This is a genomic window from Rhizobium sp. USDA 4016 (assembly GCF_056279705.1).
Genome location: NZ_JBWCCY010000001.1, coordinates 25,766 through 47,814, shown reverse-complemented (window position 1 = coordinate 47,814; position 22,049 = coordinate 25,766). Strand labels below are relative to the sequence as shown.

The window sequence follows — 22,049 nt, the reverse complement described above, 5'->3', positions numbered from 1 at the left end:
GGAACGCGTACAATCCGAGCATATATTGCACCTGCAGCGCCTCGGTGGTGCGGTAATGGGACCACCCTCGAAGGGAAGAGCAATGTGCAATGACTATCGGCTGATGGTGGATGTTGCCTCGGTTGTCGAGGATTTCGCTGACCTCAAGATCAAGATCCGTTTTGGTGAAGGCACTCCGAACCTCGAAGCGCGCGAGGACATCAAGATTACCGATATCGGCCCGATCGTCAGAACGATCGACGGAACCCGTGACGAGGGAGAGCTCGTGCAGCGGCGCTGGAGCTGGCCGGGACCGAACAAGCGGCCGGTCTATAATTTCCGCTCGGAGGGACGGGAGTTCACCTCCAATCGCTGTCTGATCATTTCCGATGGCTTTTACGAGTTCACCGATCCGAAGGACCCGAAAAAGAAGCGCAAGGACAAGTGGCTGTTCACCAAAAAGGACGAGCCGATCTTCTGCATTGCCGGCATCTGGCGCGACACGCCGGACGTCGGTCAGGCCTTCACCATGCTGACGATGGAACCGGGTCCGGACATCGCGCCCTACCACGACCGGCAGATCGTGATCCTGGAACGCGACGCCTGGGCCGACTGGCTCGATCCATCTGTTTCCGCGAAGTCGCTGATCAGGCCGCTTTCCGCGGGCACCCTCGCTGTAGAACAGGTCGGGTAATCCCGGCGCGGCAGCAATATTGCCTCGCTCCATCTCGCAGCAAAACGGTTTGCTTGCCGTTTTCACAACGTCCCTAGAGAGACCAAGTCCTGGCACCATCGAGATGAGTCGTCGCACCGGCATCGCTGAGTAATCCCTGCGATCACTCGACTGAAGGACTCGACTCTTCAGATCCACTCTGATGCACTGCCAGCATGACCAGGCCACCAGGAAAGAAGACGCAACCGCTGTTGGGCACCGCCGAAGCGGCGCTTCGAAGCCGCGCACGAAAACCGCGGGACCCAAAGCAGCCGGTATTGCCGTTCGATCCGATGCCAGCTCGTGTCGAGCCATGCCTGGCGCTCCTCGTTTCGAAACCACCCAAAGGCCCGCAATGGATCTACGAGGTGAAATGGGATGGGTATCGTCTCGCGATCCACGTCGAGCCAACGCGAGTCCGTGTCATCACTCGGGGTGGCCACGATTGGACACATCGCTTCCCCTTCATCGCACAGGCAGCGTCCTGGCTTGGCGGAACGATGATCCTCGATGGCGAGGCCGTCGTGCTTGATGAACAGGGCCGCTCCGATTTCGGCGCCTTGCAACAGGCGCTTGGCGGCCGCGGCGGCAAACGAAGTGCCGATGAAGCGATATTCTTCGCCTTCGACATCATGTACCTCGACGGGCATGATCTCCGGCGAATGGCGTTCTTCGAGCGTCGACAGATGCTCGAGCGCATCGTCCCGGCGGACAGTTTCGGCGCCGTCCGGCTTTCCGAAGCGATCGAGGCCGATGGTGACGAGCTGTTCGAGTCAGCCTGTGAGCACGGGCTTGAGGGGGTTATTGCCAAGAAGCTCGATGCGCCCTATCGGTCGGGCCGCCTCGGTGACTGGCTCAAGATCAAATGCGTCCACAGCGACAGCTTTTTTATCATCGGCTATGAACCTTCCGCGGCGGCGCTGGGCGGTATTGGCCGATTGCTGCTCGCCGCTTATCGCGACCACGATCTCGTCTATGTCGGCGGCGTGGGCACCGGTTTCAAAGAACGAGAGACAATCCGTCTCCGGCAGGATCTCGATAGGATCAAGACGGCGAAGCCGCCTGTGGAGATCAAGCGAAAAGGCGCGATCTGGGTTCAGCCGACCCTAATCGCTGAAATCGAGTATCGGGCCTGGACGCAGGACGGAAAGCTCCGGCATCCCTCATACAAAGGCCTGCGTGAAAGACAGGATAATGCGGCAGTCTATCGGATTGGCAGGGATTCGACATGAAGGGCATTTTCGAAAACAGCAGTGATCCGGATAGCGCCGAAGAAGCTGCGGTCGCGTTGTTTGGCGCCGAAGCCGCGACCGCTGTCGCCTATTGCTCCCTTCCCCTAAGGCGGCCAATTTGAGGTTGTCCGCGATCGAAACGACACCTACCGCTCGATCGTCAGCTGCCGGCGGAGAATGCCCGCGACCCAGCTAGCTAGATCTTCGGTATTCCTTAATATGGTCGATGAACGCTCGTAGTTTCGGATGAACCTGGGAACGTTGAGGGTAGTAGAGATACACGCCGGTACTGGTGGCCGCGTACCAGTCCAACACGATCTCAAGCTCGCCATTTCCAACTTTGTCGATGATAGCATTCTCATGGGCGTAAAGCAGTCCCATGCCGCCCAGTGCCGCATCCAGCGCGAGGGTCGCGTCATTGGTGATGAGCGAGCTTTTCACCTGCACTGCGAACTCCCTGCCCTCGCTTGCAAACTCCCAGCGGTCGTAGACGCGCTCTCCTGAGCCGACACAGACGCAGTTGTGGGCCAGCAGATCCTTGGGATGCTCAGGGCGGCCGACCCTATCAAGGTAGTCGGGCGCACCCGCGACCACCCAGCGCACCGGACTCATCAGCATCAGGGCCACCATGTCCTGGGCCAGGATATCGGAGACCCGGATCCCGGCATCGAACCCGCGCTCGAAGATGTTGGTAGCGGCGTTCTCGAAATATAGCTCGACCGTGACCTCCGGGTACTTCTCGATAAAGCTCGCCACCACCGGCTTGAGGAAATTCGGGTAGATCATCTGCGGCACGTTGAGCCGCAGCCGACCCACCGGCTTGTCAGCCGCCGTCCCCGCTTCCTGCATCGCCCCCACGATCGCCTCAAGCGCCGGCCCGACCTGCGCCAGGAACTTCTCCCCTGCCTCCGTCAAGCTTGTGGCGCGGGTGGTTCTCGTGAGCAGTGTGACGCCCAGGCGCACCTCCAGCTGCCGGATCATTTTGCTGATCGCTGGCGGCGAGACGCGCAGCGTGTCGGCCGCTGCGCTGAAATTCCGCTTCTCGGCGACGAGGGCGAAGGCCACCAGCCCATCCAGCTGATCCTTGTCCATTATGAACCTCAAGTTAATGACACATCAACGAGAATGCCATTTTTGGAAATGATCGGCCAGGGTAATCTCCTCGCAGTCAGACAAGTTGATGGGTTACCCCTTCAGCGGACCGGCCGACCCCTGGCGATCGATGACGACCGGACACGGTGCCTGCCATCCTCGCCGACCCGTTCGCTGAGCCCCTGCCCCTGACGCTCAACCAAAGGAGATTATCCCATGAAGAAGCTATTTGCCGCCGCCGTGACCGTGCTTGCGCTTACCGCCGGCCCGGCCGCATTCGCCGAGGATGCCACGACCCCCGCCTACATGATCGGCAGCTATGACATCCGCGACGAGGCGGGGTTCCAGAAGTACATTGAGGCCGCCTCCCCGCTGGTCAAGCAGTATGGCGGGCGGGTGATCGTCTAAAATCCGGGTCCGAAGCCAGTCGTCGAAGGCCAGCCGCGCTCCGTGATCGCCGTGGCTGAGTTCCCGAGCCTGGCGGACGCGGAGCGCTACTACAACTCGCCGGAATACACCGCCGCCCGCAAGTTCTTTACGGACTCGACCGAAGGCTGGCGCCTGATCACCGAAGGCGCGGGCCTTCCCACGAAGTAACGCCGCCGGTTCGGCATCGTGGCGCGGATGTTCCGCGATGCCGCCCACCACCAATCAATGAGGAGGATACACCCATGACCCCCACCAACCGCGTTGCCGTGATTACCGGCGCCTCCTCCGGCATCGGCGAGGCCCTGACCCGAGAACTGGTGTCGGAAGGATACCGGGTCGCCCTGCTGGCGCGCCGGCTTGAGCGGATTGCCGCACTCGCCGAGGACCTTGGCGAGGCCGCCCTGGCGATCCAGGCGGACGTAATGGACCGCGCGTCCATCGTCGCGGCTGCCGAGCGCGTCCAGCAGGACCTGGGCGCAGCCGACGTCGTCATCAACAATGCCGGCGTCATGCTGACGGCGCCGTTTGGCTCTGACCAGCGCGCTGAGCACCGGCAGATGGTCGAAACCAACCTCCTCGGCGCTATGACCGTGACCGAGGTGTTCCTGGATCAGCTGCGCGCCAGGAAAGGCGACCTGGTGAACATTTCATCGGTCGCCGGGCGTGTCGCTCCGGCCGGATTCGCCGCCTATTCCGCCACCAAATGGACGATCAACGGCTGGTCGGAAGCGCTCCGGGTCGAGCTGCAGCCGGACATTCGCGTGATCGTCATCGAACCGGGTGCGGTAGCGACCGAGCTTTCCAATCACATCACTCACGAGGAAAGCCAGCAGGCCGCGCTGGACTACCGCGACAACGTCGCCATGCCGGCCAAGGATATCGCCGAGGTGATCGCGTTCGCGCTGAGCCGTCCCAAGCGGATCACGCTGAACGAGATCCTCGTGCGCCCCACCGTCCAGGCGATGTGAGGACCCTCCTCCGCTTGCGCGTGCGGCGCCGAACAAGTCACAGAAACAAGAAAGGAAACTGAAAATGAGCAACAAAGTGTGGTTTATCACCGGCGCCGGCCGGGGTATGGGCCTCGACATCACCAAAGCGGCCTTGGCCGCAGGCTACAAGGTGGTCGCGACCGGCCGTGATCCCGAGAAGGTCGCCAAAGCCATCGGCGCTTCCGAGAATCTGCTCGTCGTCAAGCTCGATGTCACCAGCGCCGCGGACGCCGAAGAGGCCGCCAAGGCCACTTTGGAGCGCTTCGGACGCATCGACGTGCTGGTCAACAACGCAGCCAGCTTCTACGCCGGGTATTTCGAGGAGCTGTCGCCCGAGCAGATGCAGTTGCAGTTGAGTACCAGCCTGAATGGCCCGATGACCGTGACCCGCGCCCTCCTTCCGGCGATGCGTCGGCAGCGATCCGGCCGCATCATTTCGATATCCTCGACCGCAGGGCTGATAGGATTTGAGTTCTGCACAGCCTACTCGGCTTCGAAGTTTGGCATCGACGGTTGGATGGAGGCGCTGCAGACTGAAGTCGGTCCGTTCGGCATCGAAACGATGATCGTCAACCCCGGCTTTTTCCGCACGGAGCTGCTGACCCAGGATTCCACGCAATTTGCCGACCTGAAAATCGATGACTACAGTGAGCGGAGGGCGGCGCAGGAAGCGTTCTGGATAGGGGCCAATGGCACGCAGCCCGGCGATCCCGCCAAGCTCGCACAGGCGCTGATCACGCTTACGAACCTCGATGAGCTGCCACGTCGCTTCCTGGCCGGCGCTGACGCGATCCAGGCCGCCGAGCAGAAGATTGCACTCCTGCAACAGCAGATCGCAGCTCATCGCGACCTGTCGAGTTCTCTGGCAATCGACTAACCCGCGAGAACGTCGCCAGCATCTCCGGAACACGTGCGTAGCGCCTTGATGGGATCCGAACCAACGACCCTGTTGTTAACAGACGCCGTTCATCTCACATGCTCCATTGGCTGACGTCACCCCCGCCGAGGAGGAATGATCGATCTGGGGCCGATTGACGACGGGCAGGTTTCAGCGAGAAGCTTAGGATAACTATCGTTGTGATCGCAGCGCGTTATGTGGTGTTGACATTTTCGATGGCCTGCACCGAGCTTCTCTTCTAGTCTTCTGAAGCGGGGAGGAATCATGGCCGTTTCACTGTCGGAGGCAACAAACAGACTGCTCTCAGGTGAGCCCCTCAGCTGGAAGAGCTTCGGGGAGATCAAGGCCGGCCAGATTCAGCTGTCCACGCCTGCAGCAAGGCGCCTTTTTCATTTTCTCCTGTCTTCCGACAAAACCAAGGTTGCGACGGGCAGCGAAGATTTGTTTGAGGGCCTTATTGCTGCTTGGAATAACTCATCGTTCGACCCTGCTTCTCAGCAGTCTTCCGCCACACCGGCTGAGGGCAGAGCATGCTGGCGACTTACAAGGGTGGAGGCCGTAGGCTTCGGGGGCCTGAACCTTCTGGATGGCCCTCCGTTCATGCTGTCGGCAAACAGGGAAAACTGGTGCCTCGAAGGCCAGAACGGTTCCGGCAAAACGTCGATCGCCAGTGCGATAATCTGGGCGCTGACGGGCTATCGCTGTCGCGACCAGGACGGTCTTGTGAAGGATGACGGGCGGCGTATGCCCGTTTTCAACGACTCGGGCGTGCAGATCGGCGACTGGCCGCCGACGGTCGCCTTTCCTCCCAACGCGCTGAAACTGGCCGGTACAGCAGAGGCGTGGGTCCGACTTTCATTTCAGGATGATGACGGCAACACAGTTGAAGCGTTCCGGCGGCTAACTGCGGCACCGGTGGGCGAACCACAGTTTGAAAGCAGGATCGACCCCGCCCTCAGAACAGCGCCACATCTCATCGAAACCGGATTGCTGATGCCGGCGCGTCTTGCGAGGATAGGTTTCGGCGAGAAGAGTCATTCGATTTATGAGGCCGTCAAGCTACTCACGGGCCTAGACCAGCTCGCCGATATCGGTGAAGGCGCGGCCGCTTTTTCTCACAAAGCCAAGCGGTTTCTAAAATACGGTTCCGACAAAGGTATCCAGGGTATCGAAATGAAACTGGAAACGGCGCTCGACCGAGCGACCGAGGAAGCGCGCAAGGCCGGTTTCGCACTGACGATTGCCGATGACCGTGAGAACAGGACTTATACGCAGGGCCTTCGCGATCTCGCGGATGGTGCTGCCGCCCTCGCGGCAACACACTCGCGCGCGCTCCAGGCGGAGGTCGCTTCGGACATAGACACGGCGAACCCTGATCATCGCGCCCGGATTAGGAGCGCGGTCAGCGGCGCGCGCGGCGTCCTGCAACAGAATGTAAAAGGCATCCCGCTCTTCGAAGCTTGGGCCGCCCTGAAGGCCGCGCATTCCGATTCCCTCTTCGACGCGCTCTCGCCGATATTGACGACGGCCCGCTCGCAAATCGGGCAGGCTATCGCATGGGACAAACGACAAGGTGAAGATTCGCGTCTTCGCCTGAAAGCATTGGCGGCCCAGTACTTCACACCCGCAGGCCACGAGCATGAAGACGCCGATTGCCCATTGTGCAAAGGCAAGCTCTCGCTTCCCGATCAAAAGGCCTTGGCGGCCGAACTTGATGACCTGAAAGTTGCAGCCGACGCGGCGCAGCGCAAACTCGTTGACGCATGCGCGGCAATAGAAAAAGATGTCCGGGACGCGATCCCGGCGGCGCTTGTACCGCACTTCGCATCGCTCGCGGACATGCAGCCCCGCACTGCCTTTGTCAGCGCCGTGAGGGAAAGGTTTGTGGAGGAAGCGCCCTTCTCCACGGTCCTGACGGGGATGGCGGAGTTCGCTGCAAACACTGCCGCCGGGCTCTCGGAAAAATTGCCCGCTTTCAACTACGTCAGCCGCGCCGTTTCCGGCGACGTCCCTAACGCAGCACAGAGTCTCCTCGCATATCTGTCCCGGGCTGAGCGCGTGTCGGCTCTGGTCGAATGGTGGGCTGTGGAACGGCCGTCGTTCGTGGATGCGTGGAGCGCGCTCAAAGGCATTGCCGACGAAAACAGCCTGTTTCCGGCGTCCAGTCTGGAAGGTCGGCTCGCTTCACTCGAAGAAGCCCTTGAGAAGGTTGCCCCACTTGACGATCTGGCAAAGGCGCTCCGCGACGCGGCGAAGCACGCCGAGGACTGGCTAATAATCCAGACCGGTCAGCGCACCCGGGAAGCGATCGCTGAGGCCCTTGAACCTCTTAAAGACCTGCGCGGCCTCGTCACGGCGGAAACCGCCAGTTCCATCTCGGCGTTGTCAGGCCGCATGAAGTCGGTGCTTGACCGTATTCAATTCAGAGAGCGCCTTTCGTTCGAGGATGCTGCGCTTGGCAAGAAATCGGTTCAGGTTTTAGGGAGCTTTGACCATGGCATCCGAATCGATGCCTCCACCGTTGCCAATAGTTCCTGGCTTCGTGCCATTCTCTGGGCTTTCACATTGGCGATGCGCGAGCAGACCATTGAAGCACTCGGCAAAAATCCATTTCCCCTGATGCTTCTCGACGATCCCCAGGTGACGTTCGATCCGCGTAACAAAAGGAAATGGGCTCAGGAGCTGGCGCGAATTGCGAATGCGGATGCAGCTACGATCGAAGCGGCGCAGCTGGTTCTCATCACCCATGAGCGGCAGTTCTTCCAGCTTCTTGTCAACATCGAGAATCTTTCCGGACAGCAAGGTTTGCTTGCCCGCCTGAATGCTAGCAGCAAGGTCGCAACGGTCGTCAATGGTCATGCCCTAGCGGCCGCATATGCGGAAGCACAAAAGTCCTCGGACGACAGGCTCGCTTACGAATATATCGCTGATGTCCGTAGGTACTGCGAAGACCTGCTGAAGATCATGTTACGCGCGGAAGAACCTACGGTATGCGACATGACGATCGGTGATCTCGCGAAGCTGCTTAAAGAACGGCGCGATGCCAGCGTAGCGCCGTTCAGCCATGTCGCGTTCGACAAGCTCTACAAGACGCTATCGGGCGGCGGCGGCAAGCAGATGAAGATCATCAATGAATCGCACCATGTTTTCGATGGCACGATCGGTCTGGCCGAAGCGGGCGACGTAAAGATATTCTGGGAGACGACTCTTCAGAACCAGATTCATACGGGCTTCAAGGTGTACGCCGAGTATGAAGCTTACGCGGGGGAACCGCGCCTATTTCCCTGGATGGACAATGTCGTTTCCTTCCCCAACGGAAATGCAGCAGATCTCAGGAAACTGAAACTTGTGCATACGGGCATAGCCGCCGCCGCGCGCACAGACGGCCGCGCGGGCGATGGACTGATCGCGATGGAAGACCTCGCTCAAACCGTCGACATCACGCTCCACAATCATGATGCTTATCAGCTGGCGGCGGGCACGCTCGATCCGGTCGCGGGGGTTGGCGACGTGATCATCACGAGCAACTACGCGAAGATCAATGAGCGCAATCTGGTTACGGCTGCATTCGGTGACAAGCTTCTTGCCCGGCGTTACAATGAAACAGATGCTCACCCTAATATCGCGGTCCTTACCGGCCAGAGCGTCGACCCTTACGTGCTGGCGCAGCCCATCATCGCGCCGCGCGAGAGGCTTTCCTGCCGCAAGATTGTAGGGACGCTGTTTGCAGGACGAGAGCTCCCTGTGCCGCCTGTTAACGCGAATGCCGAATTTATCGCCCTTTCCGACTTTGGCGTCATCGCGAAGCTGCTGGAGAAAGCCAGGCTTTTCGCAGTGAGCGGCCGCAGCGCAGAGCCGATTGCTCTTGACGGACAGTACTTGATAGCCCGCGACGCGCTGACGACGCCTGAAGCTTTTAGCCGTCTCGACGGACGTCTCGTGGTCGCCGTTGATGAATCGGGGGCGCGCTATTTCAAGCGCATGCGGCAGCTAGGCATGATTATTGTGCTGGAAAGCCTTAACCCAGATGGCATATCGCCAAGCGTGCTGTTGAGCCTATCCGGCGGCGGCGGATTGCCACGTCTGACGCAAATCCTAGAAGTTGTCGGCGTACTTTTCGATGAGCCTGCTTAGATTTTTGCAGCGATCGAGGTCCAGCATCTCTCCCTAGCTTTGATGTGCCTTCGATTATCTCGGCTGCGAGAGGAGGTCCGCCCGGCGGCTTTGGCCGCCGGGCGGACATTATGAGATCAACCTTTGGAACGCAACGCTAAACCCTTCGATTATAGGGCCGATCGTCGGGTCGCGGAGCTAGTTCGGAAGGAACCGAAGCCCACTCATATGCCACCGCTTTGACACGTCGCACCTCAGAACGGTCCCCAACGAATCCAAACTTCTCCGGGTAGAAGACGCAGATATTGCTACCCGTCGACACTGAGCTGCGGTAACGAACTCCATCGAAGCCGTGTCGGAGAAGGACCTCTGCCAGAAGCTGGGTCAGCAGATAAGGCGTTCGTTCATCGGGCGTGACCGGCATGCTCATCAGACGATCGAATGCCTGAACCTTGGCGTATAACGATAGACGTTCATCGCTAGTCGCGAAAATCCCGATGTCGGGGCTGAAGTCAGCTAAGCGAATTGGCTGTAGGCTATTGAAGCCGCCGATGGAAATATGATGGCCCGGATGGGGTCTTATCTCCGCCACCGCCGTGTATGGATCGGAGGCGAGATACATCACCGAGACGCCAGCACGATTCAAGCGGCCGAAACCTGCCTTCGGCGGGGGCGGAGCCCCGATGGCTTCGTTCTGCCAAGGAATCCGGATTATCTTTGATTCCCATCCTGCTAGAGGAAACCGCCGATATATTGCGGCTTCTCCTAACCGGGCCCTAAACCAGACCTCGCCTTGCGGAAGTTGGATTTCAATGTCGTTCAGAAATGGGGCGATGAACGCTTCTAGGTCGGGTTCGACTTGAAAAAAGTTTTCCGTCAGCAAGCGGCTCTGTAAATCGACGAACTCGCCCGGATTGGTGCGCGATATTGCGAAATTCATACCTCGCCCACCTTCGTCGTGCCCCGCAAAAACCGCGATGCCCTTATCCCAGTCCGGATACGGCGGCCAATTCAACCACTCATCGAAATCGTCGACGTACAGGTTGGATTTCGGTGGTTCGAGGATCGGATTGTCCGCTTTATAGAATAGCGACATGACGCTGTCGCCACCCCAGTGCGGGTTGTACTCGTGCTCGTCGTAGTGAAAACGGATCAGGGCTCTGATAACCATCACCAGCGGTTCGAGGTTATCGGGGTTTCGCACGTCCACATCGTCGCGGGCGCAGACCGCACACCGGCCCTTCGTGCAGTCTTGAACGATAATCTTTTTTACACTGGTGTGGCGAGCGCAATCGAGGCAGAGGCTCGTCCTGATTTCTTCGTCCGAGTCGATTTCGACCATGATCTCCCCACGCTTACCCTGACTCACTCAAGGTGATTTCTGTGTTGCCGTAGAACAGTAGCTTCAGTTATTCAAGCACAACCGGTAGTAATAGAGGTGGCTCGAAAACGTCGGGGAGAACGGCCCGCTGAGGTGATTATGACGACCGAAAAGCTAATCCGCGAGACAACCAGGAAGCTTCAAGAAAGGCTGATTTCTCGGATTGCTGAGGAAAAGGCCTATGATGTGCCCGCCTTCTGTGTCGCTATCGGGTTGATGAACGGTACGAAGCCGAAAAGGCAATCGATGCGGCCATGAAATTGCGTGCGGCGGCAAACCAGCTTGTCCTGGAGCCTGCGCAGGTCGCGGGTTTGAATACGGCGATGGCGACGATTGTCGCGAACTATGTATCGCACTGGAACACAGGCCAGGCTCAGCCCTTTATGGCCAGATCACTTCTGGGGGTGATTGCAGCAATAGACAGCTTTGCTGATTGTTTCGGGTCGCCCCCACCCCGGTGCCTCTCTGCAATAATACGCCGCCTCAAACTGAAAGACGTGAAGCTGTCCCGTGCGTCCGGTTACCGGATTGCGAGTTGCGCGATTACCCCGCCGGGCAGCTTGAATACCGGCGACGACCACGCTTTGCGCCATTTTGATCCCAGCGACAGCTGATGGGCGTGAAAGGGACCCTGCAGATTGAGCGTCCGCCAACGCTTGGATTTACGGGAATAGCCGCCTGCAGACTGCTCTTCGCCACCTTCGCTGTACCAGGACGTGGATTCGACATGGATCAGGTGGTCGGTGAATGAACCTCGCCAAAGAGTCTTGTCGTCCGGATCGAGATACCACAGTTCCTTGAAGGCAAGAGCCTGCGCCCATTTCTCCCAGGGCCGGATGGTGTATTGGCGGATCGTCAGACCGTCTGGGACGGATTGTGCGTCGTCCTTCATTTTCTTGCTCAATATGCCCATCCACAAAACGGGTATGCCGGCAGCGCAATATGCAGTGGTGCGCTTCTCGATCGCATCGAACAATATCGGGGTATGTTGAACTTCTATCGCCCAACGTGCCAAGCCATCTGGCGAGGTGACCAGAACGTCAGCACGGCGGTCGCCACCGGTTGATAAAACCTCTACCTCGTAGTCTGCACAGTAACCAAGTGCGCGGAAGCTGTCGCGCAACACCGTTTTAGCTTCCATGTGAGCCTGTGTTTCACCCGACGCCCAAGTGCAATCCGTCGGCGGTTTATGGGCGAAATGGGCAATTTTGATCTGCCCTTTTTTCAGCGTCACCTGACGGCCGCATTTCGGGCATTCGAACAGAAGCCCTTTCGAAGATGAGGCTGCGTCAACCCTGTATCCATTGCAATTCGCCGTTAGCATGACCGCTTGCCACCTCTCATATGTCCGCGTTGGTCAAATGGGTAGAAACGGCTCATTCATCCACATCCCGAAAAAGGCTGTGAAGAACTGCACTCTGCGGCGTGGATGAGGCGACCGGCGCAGACGTCGACGATTGCGGTTCGTAATCCTCTTCCATCCGATCCACAGCCCGGCGCACCTCATGTCGCAAAAGTGCCATCGGGTCAGGGCGTAGGACGTCTGGCTGTGCCCGAGCGACAGCTTCGTTGATAGAGCGGATTGCTGATTCCAGCGTGTCGAAATGATCGTCAGGAGGATAGTCTTTCGACCAGCCTGACCGCACCTCGCTGACATAATGCGGGATGTTGGTGAGCACCTTATCCCGCGCGAGAACCACCGCTCGTTCCTTCTCGTCTTCCGTGAGTATCGTATCGACGTAAGTCAGTTCGAAGACGCTCGGATCGGCTTCGGCGACCAACGCCTCCAGCAGTTTGGTTGCGAGATGGTCACGCCAATTGCCAGGCAAAACCTTTTGCCGATGCAGGCTGACGAGAAGACTTGCGTCGGCATCCTCGTGGATCGGCGATCCGAAACTTCGGGCACTGTCGAGAATATCTGGCCTGCGCGTCAGAACCATCTGAGAGAACGACGCGTTCGAGCGATAGGACACGAAGGTCGCCAGGAGGTTTCCTCCAAGTTTGCCGATCCGCTCGAGCAGAAGTTCGTTCAAACTGGTGGGAATAACCATGGGTGCGCCCTGGATCGTCACTCCAGCACAGACGACAGCGTAGAGGATCGTTTCCGGCTTGGCTCCGCGAAGGTAGAGTTCGACAAGCTCTGGCGTCTGGGCAAGGTAGCGTGCAAATGCGTCGCTCACGGTGGGATGCTTGTAGGTCCAGTAAGGGCCTTGTTCGTCTTGCGCCAATAACAGAAGGCTGCCGTTGAGGGTTTGCAGTTCGTGCCGCGTCGCGGCTTCGGTACTACCGAATGCGCTCACAGCGGTCGCCATGATCGAGGACGTCACGGGTGAGCGAACGACTCCGCCATTGAGAAAGATCGTCGCTGTCGCCGCTTTGCAGTCATTCGAGAGATTGGAAATGGTATCGAGCAGGAATTGCTCCGGTCTTGCGAAAAATCTGACAATGTCGGCCTCCTTAACCTTTAGATCGCCTGCAAAGAAGGATGAACCGATCCGGCGCGCAGTCTCGGGGAGGAAGTCCCGCCCCTCAACGATAGCCGGCAGAAACTCCTTGATCGCCGACCGGAACGGCACAGGCTGATCGCCGAATTTAAGGTGGTTGTATAGTATTTGAGCCTTTTCGGCGCTACTGAGCTGCTGGACATCGATAACAACCTGGCTCGTCTTCATCACGGGAATGGCCTGGAGTTTGAGGTCTGCTTGCGCTGCCCTCCAGATGTAGTCTCGCGACGTGATTAGAAAGCGGGTGCCCCGCTTCATTGCACCCTGCATCAGTGGAAACACTTGGTTCCACGCCTCCGCCGTTTGCCGTTGATACTGGGTGTTACCCCAGGCATCGTCGATCCAGAAAAACTGAGGAACGTCCGGACTCAAATGCCGCTGTACATCTTCTGGAGAAGTGGCTCGAATGGTCGAACTACGCCATATATCGGCCGCGCCGATGGCGATGCTCGCACCGATGGTTGATTTCCCTGCCGCCGGCGGGCCGAGCAAGAGCACGACGTTGTGCTGACTGATCGCCCTTACACTTCGGCGATGAGCCTCGGTAACGACAAGCCGTTGTAAATCTTCACCCATGGCGCTGAGGATTAACTGGGCCTGCCCATATGCCCGCGCATCAAGAACGTCGTTCAGATCGCCAAGCCCATACAGGCGTGGGGCCATCATTCGGAGGCGTGAAGAGGTGCGAATCTGCCGGTTGATAAAATCACTACCGAAAATGCGGCATCGACCAACCCCAACGCCTTGGAATGCGGCACGAATAGCGAGCTCGCTTTCCCCGGTGATCGTATGGTTCGTCAGAATGATATAGTCGTGGGCCAGCCCTTTTTTGGCGAGCCGTTCAGCCTTTGCGATTTCATCCGTCAGCATCGAAAGGCTAAGATTGTTGGCTTTCTTAGATGTAAACTTACACTGGATGGTCGATTCACCCGCAGCGGGATCGTCACCGTCCCAGCGGCCAACAAACGCACCGTCTCGCCCGGCATCGTTGCCGGGCAAGAAATTCTGGACCGGCCTGCGAAGACATTCCTCAGCTACTCCGACGCACAGGTCTTGGAATGCCTTCCACCCCAACTTGTGAAGGGGGTAATCGCCCGCTACAGCCAGCAGCGTTGGTGCACCATTCATTTCGGGCAGCGCGGTCGCAGGTTCGCCTGCCATCAGCGAAATGCCTCCATCTGCTGGAGCGACGATTGGATGCTGCGGGCGTAACTGGCGCTCATTCCCAGACCGATGTAGAGCTCGAAAACCCCTCCAGCTGCCGCTTTGGGTTCAAGCCGGTTTGTGCGTACAAGCTGCCCGATGGTGCCGCTCAGCGGCGCCAGCCCGCTTGAGCTGAAGGGGTCGCATTCTTTTGCTGCCTTGCTAAAAGCCGTCTCGATAGGCGGGAGCAGACATCCTCCGTAGGTAGAAGAATGGTCCAGGTCGTGTGCAAGATCGACGTTCTCACCGAGCCCCTGATACTCACCACGAAATACGGGTGGTTTGAAAGCCAGTGCGTTAGCAATGGCGTTTTTGTCCGAGGTCAGCGCTCTGGTTAAGGTGCTCATTTCCATACAGGGAAGCTACTTCATCGCTACGACAAAATGAAGCAAAACAAGAATGAAATAGTTCGCTAAGACACGGCAATACGATGCGTGCCGGCATGCGTAGCCGCCGAGCAAGACGACAACGATGGTTTGCCATCATTTGAAATCGGCCGCAGCACCGCTGAACGCGCCCACAGACCCGCTTCGGCGGCTCTACTTTCCGACGTTCTCCGGTATGCTCATGTGTGCCGCATGCTGCCTCCGCGCCGCATTCGCAATCTAGGCTAGCGCATGACGTCTTCGATCGGCGGGCCGATGATCGAGGCAACATCCATGGCCGGATCGGTTCATGGCCAAGCGATCGCAGCGCCGCCCGGCAGCTCGACAGAATGCCGGGCTCAAATGCGATCAACGTTCCATCGAGATCGAGCAGAAATGCGGAAAGATCCGATTCCATCTGGACGGTTCTCCATTGACGTGCCGAGATCGCAATAGGCGACGCGCGACCGAATTGTATCCCGTGACCTCGGTCGTGGCCGAACCGCTTGCCGGGGTTACCGGTCGCTCACCCCGGCTTTCGACCGTCGCTAGGCTGACGCTCCTCCCCTGCCGTCAATCCGGTCTCGCGGAAGAGATAAAATGCGGTTGAAATTAATGGAACGTAGCTGCCAAACGATGTACTTTCGATTGCATGTATCCTTGCGAATGTTATGACTAAGATCTTATTCGACCTACCATTTTGCTTCGAGCACAAGGCTGAAATGCAGGCTACTCTGATGTCGTTACAGGATGCGGTGAAAGACCTGCCGTCAGCAAGAATCCTTCTGGCAAGCGATTTCGAGAACGGGCCAAAGATTGACCCTCTCAAGATCATCCAGATTTATGAAGCCAGCGAATGGGAAACGTTCATTGACGAATGGGTCCATTCGCTCAAAACCACCTATGTCAGCGTTATGCGGCCGACCGGTGCCGGAGACAAAGGGATCGATATTGCTGGCTTCTGCGACGCCGACCAGCTGCTCGGCATCTGGGACAATCACCAGTGCAAGCACTACACCTCACCCTTGAGTTTCGGCGTGGTCGCACCTGAGATCGGGAAGATGCTCTGGTACTCTTTCTCCGGAGAGTACAAAGCCCCGAGAGCATGCCGGTTCATCGCGCCGAAAGGCGCTTCGACATCGTTGTCGTTGTTGCTCTCCAATGCGAACAAGCTGAAAGCGAAGGTGCTTGCGGAATGGGACAAAGCCATCTCCGGAAAAATCACCTCGACGGGGCCGGTCACTCTGGAAGGAAAATTCCTCGACTACGTTAGGGATTTCGACTTTCGAATCTTTTCGGCCGAGCAGCCTCGAACGATCATCGAAGCCCATTCCAGAACGCCCTATCACATCGGCCGCTTCGGTGGCGGATTGCCCTCTCGTCCGCGGCCCGACTCTGTCCCTGTCGAGATCGGAGAGACAGAGGCGACCTATACAAGCAAGCTGCTCGATGCCTATGCGGAGCACAAGGGCGAGACAATCGTCGCGGTCTCGCATCTCGATAAGTGGGCGAGCTTGAAATCCCATTTTCATCGCTCCCGCGAGGCCTTCTATCATGCTGAGTCCCTGCGGGTGTTCGTGCGCGAGAAAGTGGAGCCTGGTACTTTCGAGGGGTTGCAGACCGAGATACTGGACGGGGTCCTGGACACTCACGACGGCGAACACTCGGACGGATATGCGCGCGTCGTCGCCGTAACCGAGAAAGCGCAGTCCTTGGTTCTTGACGCTCATCCTCTGAACAAAAGCGCTTTTCCCACCGACCGTCGGGGCATTTGTCATCAGCTTGCGAATGATGGGAAGCTGACATGGCGCCGCTAATGCCTACGGCCTCGGCTTTCAACGGCTCGCTCGAAACGGGCGTGAGGGCCGTCTTCGTTCTGCACGCGCATTTTCCCCAGGCGGTGGATCTAAACCGACTGACCGCGATGGATTATCTTGTCGTGCGGACCAGTGTCCTCGATGGACCAGCGGACCTGCATCCCCCGACACCGATCATGTCACCTGTCACGCAGGTCCGAAGAAAGTCCGTTCAATCTGCCGTAGCCCTGATGATGTCCCGAGGGCTAGTCGAGCAGGTTGTCGATGAAAGCGGGATCCTGTTCCAGGCCGGAGACAATGCGGAGTTTTTTGTCACCGCGCTTCAGACGCCATATCTCCGACAATTGTACGAGCGCGCCGAATGGCTCGCAGGTTATTTCCAGAACTACAATGATGAGGCTTTTGACGATCTAATGCGCAATCTTCTCACCAACTGGGTCTCTGAATTTCAAGACGAAGCGTCTGGACCGGCATAATGGCATATTCAGGCTTCCAGGTCCGTCACCTCTCCTTTCACGGTTCAGAGAAAGAACCGGCGATTGTTTCGTTTCAGTCCGGCCTTAACGTCATCTACGGTGCTTCCGACACCGGGAAGTCCTATATTGTCGAAGCGATCGATTTTATGCTTGGCGGCAAGGGCCCTCTGCCCGATATCCCGCAGGCTAAGGGCTATGATCGCGTATTGCTTGCGATTGCTTTCGACGACGGATCGGAAACGACATTGCTCAGAAGCATGGCCGGTGGACAGTTTCAGGCATTCGAGGGCCTGCATACGTCGATCCCGGATGCGGAGGGCAGTCCCCTTAGTGAAATTCACAACGAGCGCGATGAGACGAACCTCTCGTCGTTTCTTCTCTCCAAGATCGGCCTTTCAGGCAAGCGGATCAAAAAGAACGCAAAGGATGAAACGCAGGCGTTGAGCTTCCGCAACATTGCGCGACTGGCGATCGTCAACGAGGAGGAGATCATCCAGAAGCGTTCGCCCTTGTCCGATGGGAACTACACGGCAAATACAGCGAACACATCCGTCTTCACGATGCTGTTGACCGGTGTCGATGACACAGCGCTCCTGTCACGCAAAAGCACGTCCGCCGAAGAGCAGAAACGCCTGGCGCAAATCGATCTTCTCGATCAGCTGATCACAGACGCTCAGAAACGCATCACGTCAATATCCGGCTCACGTGACGAACTGTCTGCTCAAGAAGAGCGACTCACGAGAGCGATGGACAATCGCGCCGAGCAGCTCGCCTTCACCGAGGAAAAGTTCAAGGCAATCTCGACCAGAAGGCGGGCCATCATCCAGAAGCTTGAGACAACCGCCGATCGATACACGGAAATTGCCACTCTGCTTGACCGCTTCAATCTTCTACGAGACCACTATGTTTCGGACTATGAGCGTCTCTTGGGCATCCGGGAGGCAGGAAGCTTCTTCTCGGTCCTCGAACAGGAGGTTTGCCCCACCTGCGGTGCCTTGCCTGACCATCATGATTCCAGCGCAGTCTGCCACGGCGATGTCGCTGTGACAGTCCTCGCCGCTGAAGCAGAGATGCAAAAGATAGAATCTCGTCAATCGGAACTGATGACGACGATAGCCGCGTTGCGTGCGGAGGCGCAATCCATTCAGAAGTCGCTTCCCAACTTGAGGAATTCGCTGAGCGAACTCTCGGTTGAAATCGAGACCGTCGTATCACCTGACTTGCGCAAACAACGCGCAACTTACAAAGAGCTGGCTGACAAGGGCGCGAATGTACGCGAGGCGCTCGGGCTGTTTTCCAGTCTGAGTGATCTGACCAGTCGTAAGGCAGCCTTGGAACGACAGAACGAGGGGGGCTCGGGCGATACCGCTTCGAACAATCGCCTTACCAACACGATCGTGGCACCGTTCGCAAAACGTGTTGAGAGCGTGCTCAAACAATGGGGTTTCCCAGATCTTGATCATGTGCATTTTGATACGAGCGCGAAAGATCTGATTGTGTCCGGGAAAGCCAGGACGTCCTACGGAAAGGGATTGAGGGCAATCACGCAGTCGGCTTTCACGATCTCACTACTGCAATATTGCGCCGACAACGATCTGGCACATCCGGGGATCGTTGTGCTCGATTCCCCGTTGCTGTCCTACCGTGAACCGGACGGGGCCGACGACGATCTAAGCCATACGAACCTTAACGGAAACTTTTACAGATATCTTCTCGGCCTCCAAGCTGACCGACAAGCGATCATCGTTGAGAATATGGATCCCCCGTCAGATGTGGAACTCGGTGATCGAGTAATTCATTTTTCTGGAATGGTTGATGAAGGTCGCTTCGGCCTTTTCCCTCGCTAGTAAATGATCCGCATTCATCCATGGAGATTTGTCTGCCATAGACAACAACATGATCTAGATGATTCCCCACGCCCGAAACCTCCCCCTCCCCGTCATCTCCCTGAGCCCCAGTTCACCAACAATCCTCAGCGCCGCCCGCGGCGTCACCTTCAGCGTCTCGGCAACCATGCCGGCCGAGACCAGCGGCCGCGCCATCACCAGCTCGATCAAGCCCGGCAGATTTGACGACGACCGCCGGCCGACCAGGCGCCGCTCCATCATCTGTTTTGCCAGCGCCAGCCGGTCATGCTCCTTCAGCCCGAACTCGGCCGCCGCAATGATCCCGTTGACGATCGCCAGCAGCCTTGTGTCGCGAGCCCGATGCCGGCGGCGCTCGACGGCAATGGATTTGAGGCCGAGATTGACGGCGACCAGATGCGCCGTCGTCAGGTCCGCTTGTCGCAGCGTCTCGGCGGCCAGCAGCCGGCCGAGCCATGGCGCATGCTGCAAAACCTGCAGGTCGTTCCAGGCATCGAGCAACAGCGCGGCGCGCAACACCGGCGGAAGTCCTTCGGTCTCGCTCAACACGGCCCGCCATTCACCGAGCCGCTCGTCTTCGTCCCAATCGAGATCGTAGACCAGCGGATCTTTCTCGCGCTCGCCGGCGCGGCCGGGTTTCTTGGCTTCTGCGATCGCGACGCCGGAACGGGCGAGCACGGCGTCGATCGCCGCCAGTTCCGCGGCCAGCGGATCGGACGCGTCGGACTCTTCCCCCTCTCCTTCCCTGACACCCTCTGCAAAGGTTGTAGCCGGCGGCGTGGCGTGGACTGCGTCCTCATGAGCCGTGTCGTCAGCGCTGGTGCTTTCGGCGCCGGCGCCGCGGAGCGTGCGCAGGCCTTCATTGCTCAGCGCCCAGCCGGGCGGCTGCGCCGCAATCCGCCGGCGCGTCTTCAAAACGTCACGGGCGATGGCTAACTCATGGGTCGGGGCGCGGACATCGAGCCGGGCGTCGTGCAGCACCAGGTCCTCGAGGTGAACGAGTTCGCCGTCGATCCACAGCGAGGCGCAGGCATCGGAAAAATGCATGCGCTCGATCCAGCCCGCACCGACCGGGGAACGGGCAATGCGTTCGTCGAGACGGGTCAACGCAGAAGTCGCGCCCGAAATCGGCCGCAGCAGGGTCTGGAGAGTCTGGAGAGGCAAGTTCGATAAATCATAACGCATTGAAAACATGGTAAATGATTTGCTAAACGGACGCTATCTCCGATTTAATGTCCGTCACTGCCTAGATTGCTCCAGGCCATGTATCACATCCGATAAGTATCGCTTATCGAAAATGATTGCGGAAAGGCCGCAAATCAGCGAAACGGTATCAATGGAGGGCCAATGCGGCCGTGCTACACCCGGTTTTCGCGCCTCAGGAGACATTTTGGACATTCTTGCTGCGAACACGGCACCGGACGCAATCGCCCGGCGTGCCGAAACCCTCGACACGATTGCCGCGGTGCTGCCGATCGATCGGCGCGACAAGCTCGCCGAGATTCTTTCCGACCAGGACGTCGAGACGCTGCGGCACCTAGTCAACGAAGGCATGGGCGACAACACGCTACGGGCACTGACGTCCGACCTCGGCTATCTCGAAGCCTGGTGCCTGGCGGCGACCGGCAGCGCCCTGCCCTGGCCGGCGCCGGAGGCGCTGCTGCTCAAATTCGTCGCCCATCATCTCTGGGATCCGGCGCGACGCGAAACCGATCCCGAGCACGGCATGCCGGCCGAGGTCGACCGAGCATTGAGGGACGGCGGCTTTCTCCGTTCGATCGGGCCGCACGCGCCGGACACGGTGCGCCGACGGCTCGCCAACTGGTCGACGCTGACCAGATGGCGCGGTTTTGACGGGGCCTTCGCCTCCCCTGCCCTCAAATCAGCCATTCGGCTGGCGATCCGAGCTGCGCCAAGACAACGTCTTCGCAAGAGCGCCAAGGCGGTCACCGGTGACGTGCTGGCAAAACTGCTGGCGACCTGCGGCGGCGACAATTTGCGCGATCTCCGCGATCGGGCGATCCTGATGGTCGCCTTTGCCTCCGGTGGCCGCCGGCGCAGCGAGATCGCCGGGCTGCGCCGCGAGCAGCTGACCGTCGAGCCGCCGATCCAGATCGAGAATGGCGCCCCCCTCCCCTCTCTCGCCATCCATCTCGGCCGCACCAAGAATTCCGGCGCCGGCCAGGACGAGGTCGTCTATCTGACCGGCCGGCCGGTGGAGGCGCTCAATGCCTGGCTGGCGGCCGCGAAGATTGGGAGCGGCAGTGTGTTCCGGGCGATCGATCGCTGGGGCAATGTCTCCCGCCGGGCGCTCGATCCGAAGGCGGTCAACGATATCGTCAAGCAGCGCGTGAAGATGGCTGGGTTGGAGGTTGGGGAGTTTTCGGCGCACGGGCTGAGGTCCGGCTATCTCACCGAGGCGGCCAATCGCGGCATCCCTCTTCCCGAGGCGATGGAGCAATCCAGGCATCGGTCAGTGCAGCAGGCTTCGAGCTACTATAACAACACAACCCGGCGAAGCGGTCGGGCGGCGAGACTGCTTTGATCTCAATATAGAGTTGAACGCGTAGGATCCGCTTGAATCGCTAACAATGCGGGAGACCAGTCAGACGATCGACGCCGGAACCGTCAATTATCCTGGGTGTTCAGGCTAACAGTTTCTTAGTAGCAATGGATATACCGAACTGCCTTTGCTTAAAGGGAAGCGGAATGCCTTACGCAGTGGACTTCGACCAACACGGGAATGAGATCTATGTTCCTGCCATTACGTTCCTGATGATCCGCCGCCAGGTCGCATAGATGCCAGTTCACTTCGACCTGGTGACATACTCGTATGGTACTCTGCTGACCCAGATCAGTTACACACCACGATCCGCGAACTTACAAACGGCGCATATTCGCACGCTGCGATTTATATCGGACAGGGCCAAGCAATCGACGCCGGCCTAAACGGTATCGAAGAAAGCTCTGTCAAAGGCCTCATGAATGATTTCG

The 22,049-nt window shown here is 58.6% G+C and carries 15 protein-coding genes and 1 pseudogene; 10 read left to right on the top strand and 6 right to left on the bottom strand.

Going from position 1 to position 22,049, the window contains the following annotated elements:
- Positions 1–82 precede the first annotated feature (82 nt).
- Both ACZ9DP_RS00205 and ligD read left to right on the top strand, forming a co-directional pair.
- The gene (locus ACZ9DP_RS00205; RefSeq protein ID WP_476199723.1) at positions 83–673 is read left to right on the top strand and encodes an SOS response-associated peptidase; all 591 of its coding nucleotides are present in this window, start codon (positions 83–85) and stop codon (positions 671–673) included.
- Between the two features lie 194 nt (positions 674–867).
- Positions 868–1,923: a non-homologous end-joining DNA ligase gene (ligD, locus tag ACZ9DP_RS00200; protein ID WP_476199635.1), complete on the top strand. Its 1,056-nt coding sequence runs from the start codon at positions 868–870 to the stop codon at positions 1,921–1,923.
- A 192-nt stretch (positions 1,924–2,115) separates the two neighbouring features.
- Here the strand turns inward: ligD and ACZ9DP_RS00195 are convergent, their stop codons facing one another.
- On the bottom strand, positions 2,116–3,015 hold the full coding sequence (locus ACZ9DP_RS00195; protein ID WP_476199633.1) for a LysR family transcriptional regulator: 900 nt from the start codon (positions 3,013–3,015) through the stop codon (positions 2,116–2,118).
- Between the two features lie 216 nt (positions 3,016–3,231).
- Between ACZ9DP_RS00195 and ACZ9DP_RS00190 the strand changes: the two are divergent.
- The 4 genes and pseudogenes from ACZ9DP_RS00190 (at position 3,232) to ACZ9DP_RS00175 (ending at position 9,465) form a co-directional block, all read left to right on the top strand.
- Positions 3,232–3,612, top strand: a pseudogene (locus ACZ9DP_RS00190) (DUF1330 domain-containing protein).
- Between the two features lie 74 nt (positions 3,613–3,686).
- On the top strand, positions 3,687–4,412 hold the full coding sequence (locus ACZ9DP_RS00185) for an SDR family oxidoreductase (protein ID WP_476199632.1): 726 nt from the start codon (positions 3,687–3,689) through the stop codon (positions 4,410–4,412).
- 64 nt (positions 4,413–4,476) lie between these two features.
- Positions 4,477–5,310 carry an SDR family NAD(P)-dependent oxidoreductase gene (locus ACZ9DP_RS00180; RefSeq protein ID WP_476199630.1) on the top strand — a complete coding sequence of 278 codons (834 nt, stop codon included), beginning with the start codon at positions 4,477–4,479 and terminating at the stop codon, positions 5,308–5,310.
- A gap of 285 nt (positions 5,311–5,595) precedes the next feature.
- Positions 5,596–9,465, top strand: a complete 3,870-nt coding sequence (locus ACZ9DP_RS00175; RefSeq protein ID WP_476199628.1) for an AAA family ATPase — start codon at positions 5,596–5,598, stop codon at positions 9,463–9,465.
- Between the two features lie 136 nt (positions 9,466–9,601).
- Here the strand turns inward: ACZ9DP_RS00175 and ACZ9DP_RS00170 are convergent, their stop codons facing one another.
- From ACZ9DP_RS00170 to ACZ9DP_RS00155, 4 genes are all read right to left on the bottom strand, one after another.
- Positions 9,602–10,786 (bottom strand): RES family NAD+ phosphorylase, encoded by a 1,185-nt coding sequence (locus ACZ9DP_RS00170; protein ID WP_476199626.1) that lies wholly within the window; start codon positions 10,784–10,786, stop codon positions 9,602–9,604.
- 559 nt (positions 10,787–11,345) lie between these two features.
- Positions 11,346–12,149, bottom strand: coding sequence for a competence protein CoiA (locus tag ACZ9DP_RS00165; RefSeq protein WP_476199624.1), 804 nt, complete (start codon positions 12,147–12,149; stop codon positions 11,346–11,348).
- A 52-nt stretch (positions 12,150–12,201) separates the two neighbouring features.
- Positions 12,202–14,490, bottom strand: a complete 2,289-nt coding sequence (locus tag ACZ9DP_RS00160) for an nSTAND3 domain-containing NTPase (protein WP_476199623.1) — start codon at positions 14,488–14,490, stop codon at positions 12,202–12,204.
- Positions 14,490–14,885, bottom strand: a complete 396-nt coding sequence (locus ACZ9DP_RS00155) for a hypothetical protein (protein WP_132411532.1) — start codon at positions 14,883–14,885, stop codon at positions 14,490–14,492. Before ACZ9DP_RS00155 ends, ACZ9DP_RS00160 begins: the two co-directional genes overlap by 1 nt.
- 749 nt (positions 14,886–15,634) lie before the next feature.
- Here ACZ9DP_RS00155 and ACZ9DP_RS00150 point away from each other — a divergent pair.
- The 3 genes from ACZ9DP_RS00150 (at position 15,635) to ACZ9DP_RS00140 (ending at position 19,037) form a co-directional block, all read left to right on the top strand.
- Positions 15,635–16,714: an ABC-three component system protein gene (locus ACZ9DP_RS00150; protein WP_476199621.1), complete on the top strand. Its 1,080-nt coding sequence runs from the start codon at positions 15,635–15,637 to the stop codon at positions 16,712–16,714.
- Positions 16,702–17,190 (top strand): ABC-three component system middle component 2, encoded by a 489-nt coding sequence (locus tag ACZ9DP_RS00145; protein ID WP_476199619.1) that lies wholly within the window; start codon positions 16,702–16,704, stop codon positions 17,188–17,190. The genes ACZ9DP_RS00150 and ACZ9DP_RS00145 overlap by 13 nt, the downstream gene beginning before the upstream one ends.
- A gap of 440 nt (positions 17,191–17,630) precedes the next feature.
- Positions 17,631–19,037 (top strand): hypothetical protein, encoded by a 1,407-nt coding sequence (locus ACZ9DP_RS00140; RefSeq protein ID WP_476199617.1) that lies wholly within the window; start codon positions 17,631–17,633, stop codon positions 19,035–19,037.
- Between the two features lie 54 nt (positions 19,038–19,091).
- On the opposite strand, the gene ACZ9DP_RS00135 is transcribed toward ACZ9DP_RS00140, so the two are convergent.
- Entirely contained in the window at positions 19,092–20,249 is a 1,158-nt protein-coding gene (locus ACZ9DP_RS00135; protein ID WP_476199615.1) for an RHE_PE00001 family protein, read from the bottom strand.
- Positions 20,250–20,445: 196 nt separating this feature from the next.
- Here ACZ9DP_RS00135 and ACZ9DP_RS00130 point away from each other — a divergent pair, with 196 nt between their 5' ends.
- A complete protein-coding gene (locus ACZ9DP_RS00130) occupies positions 20,446–21,600 on the top strand; it encodes a site-specific integrase (RefSeq protein WP_476199613.1) in 1,155 nt (384 codons plus the stop codon).
- Positions 21,601–22,049: the final 449 nt, after the last annotated feature.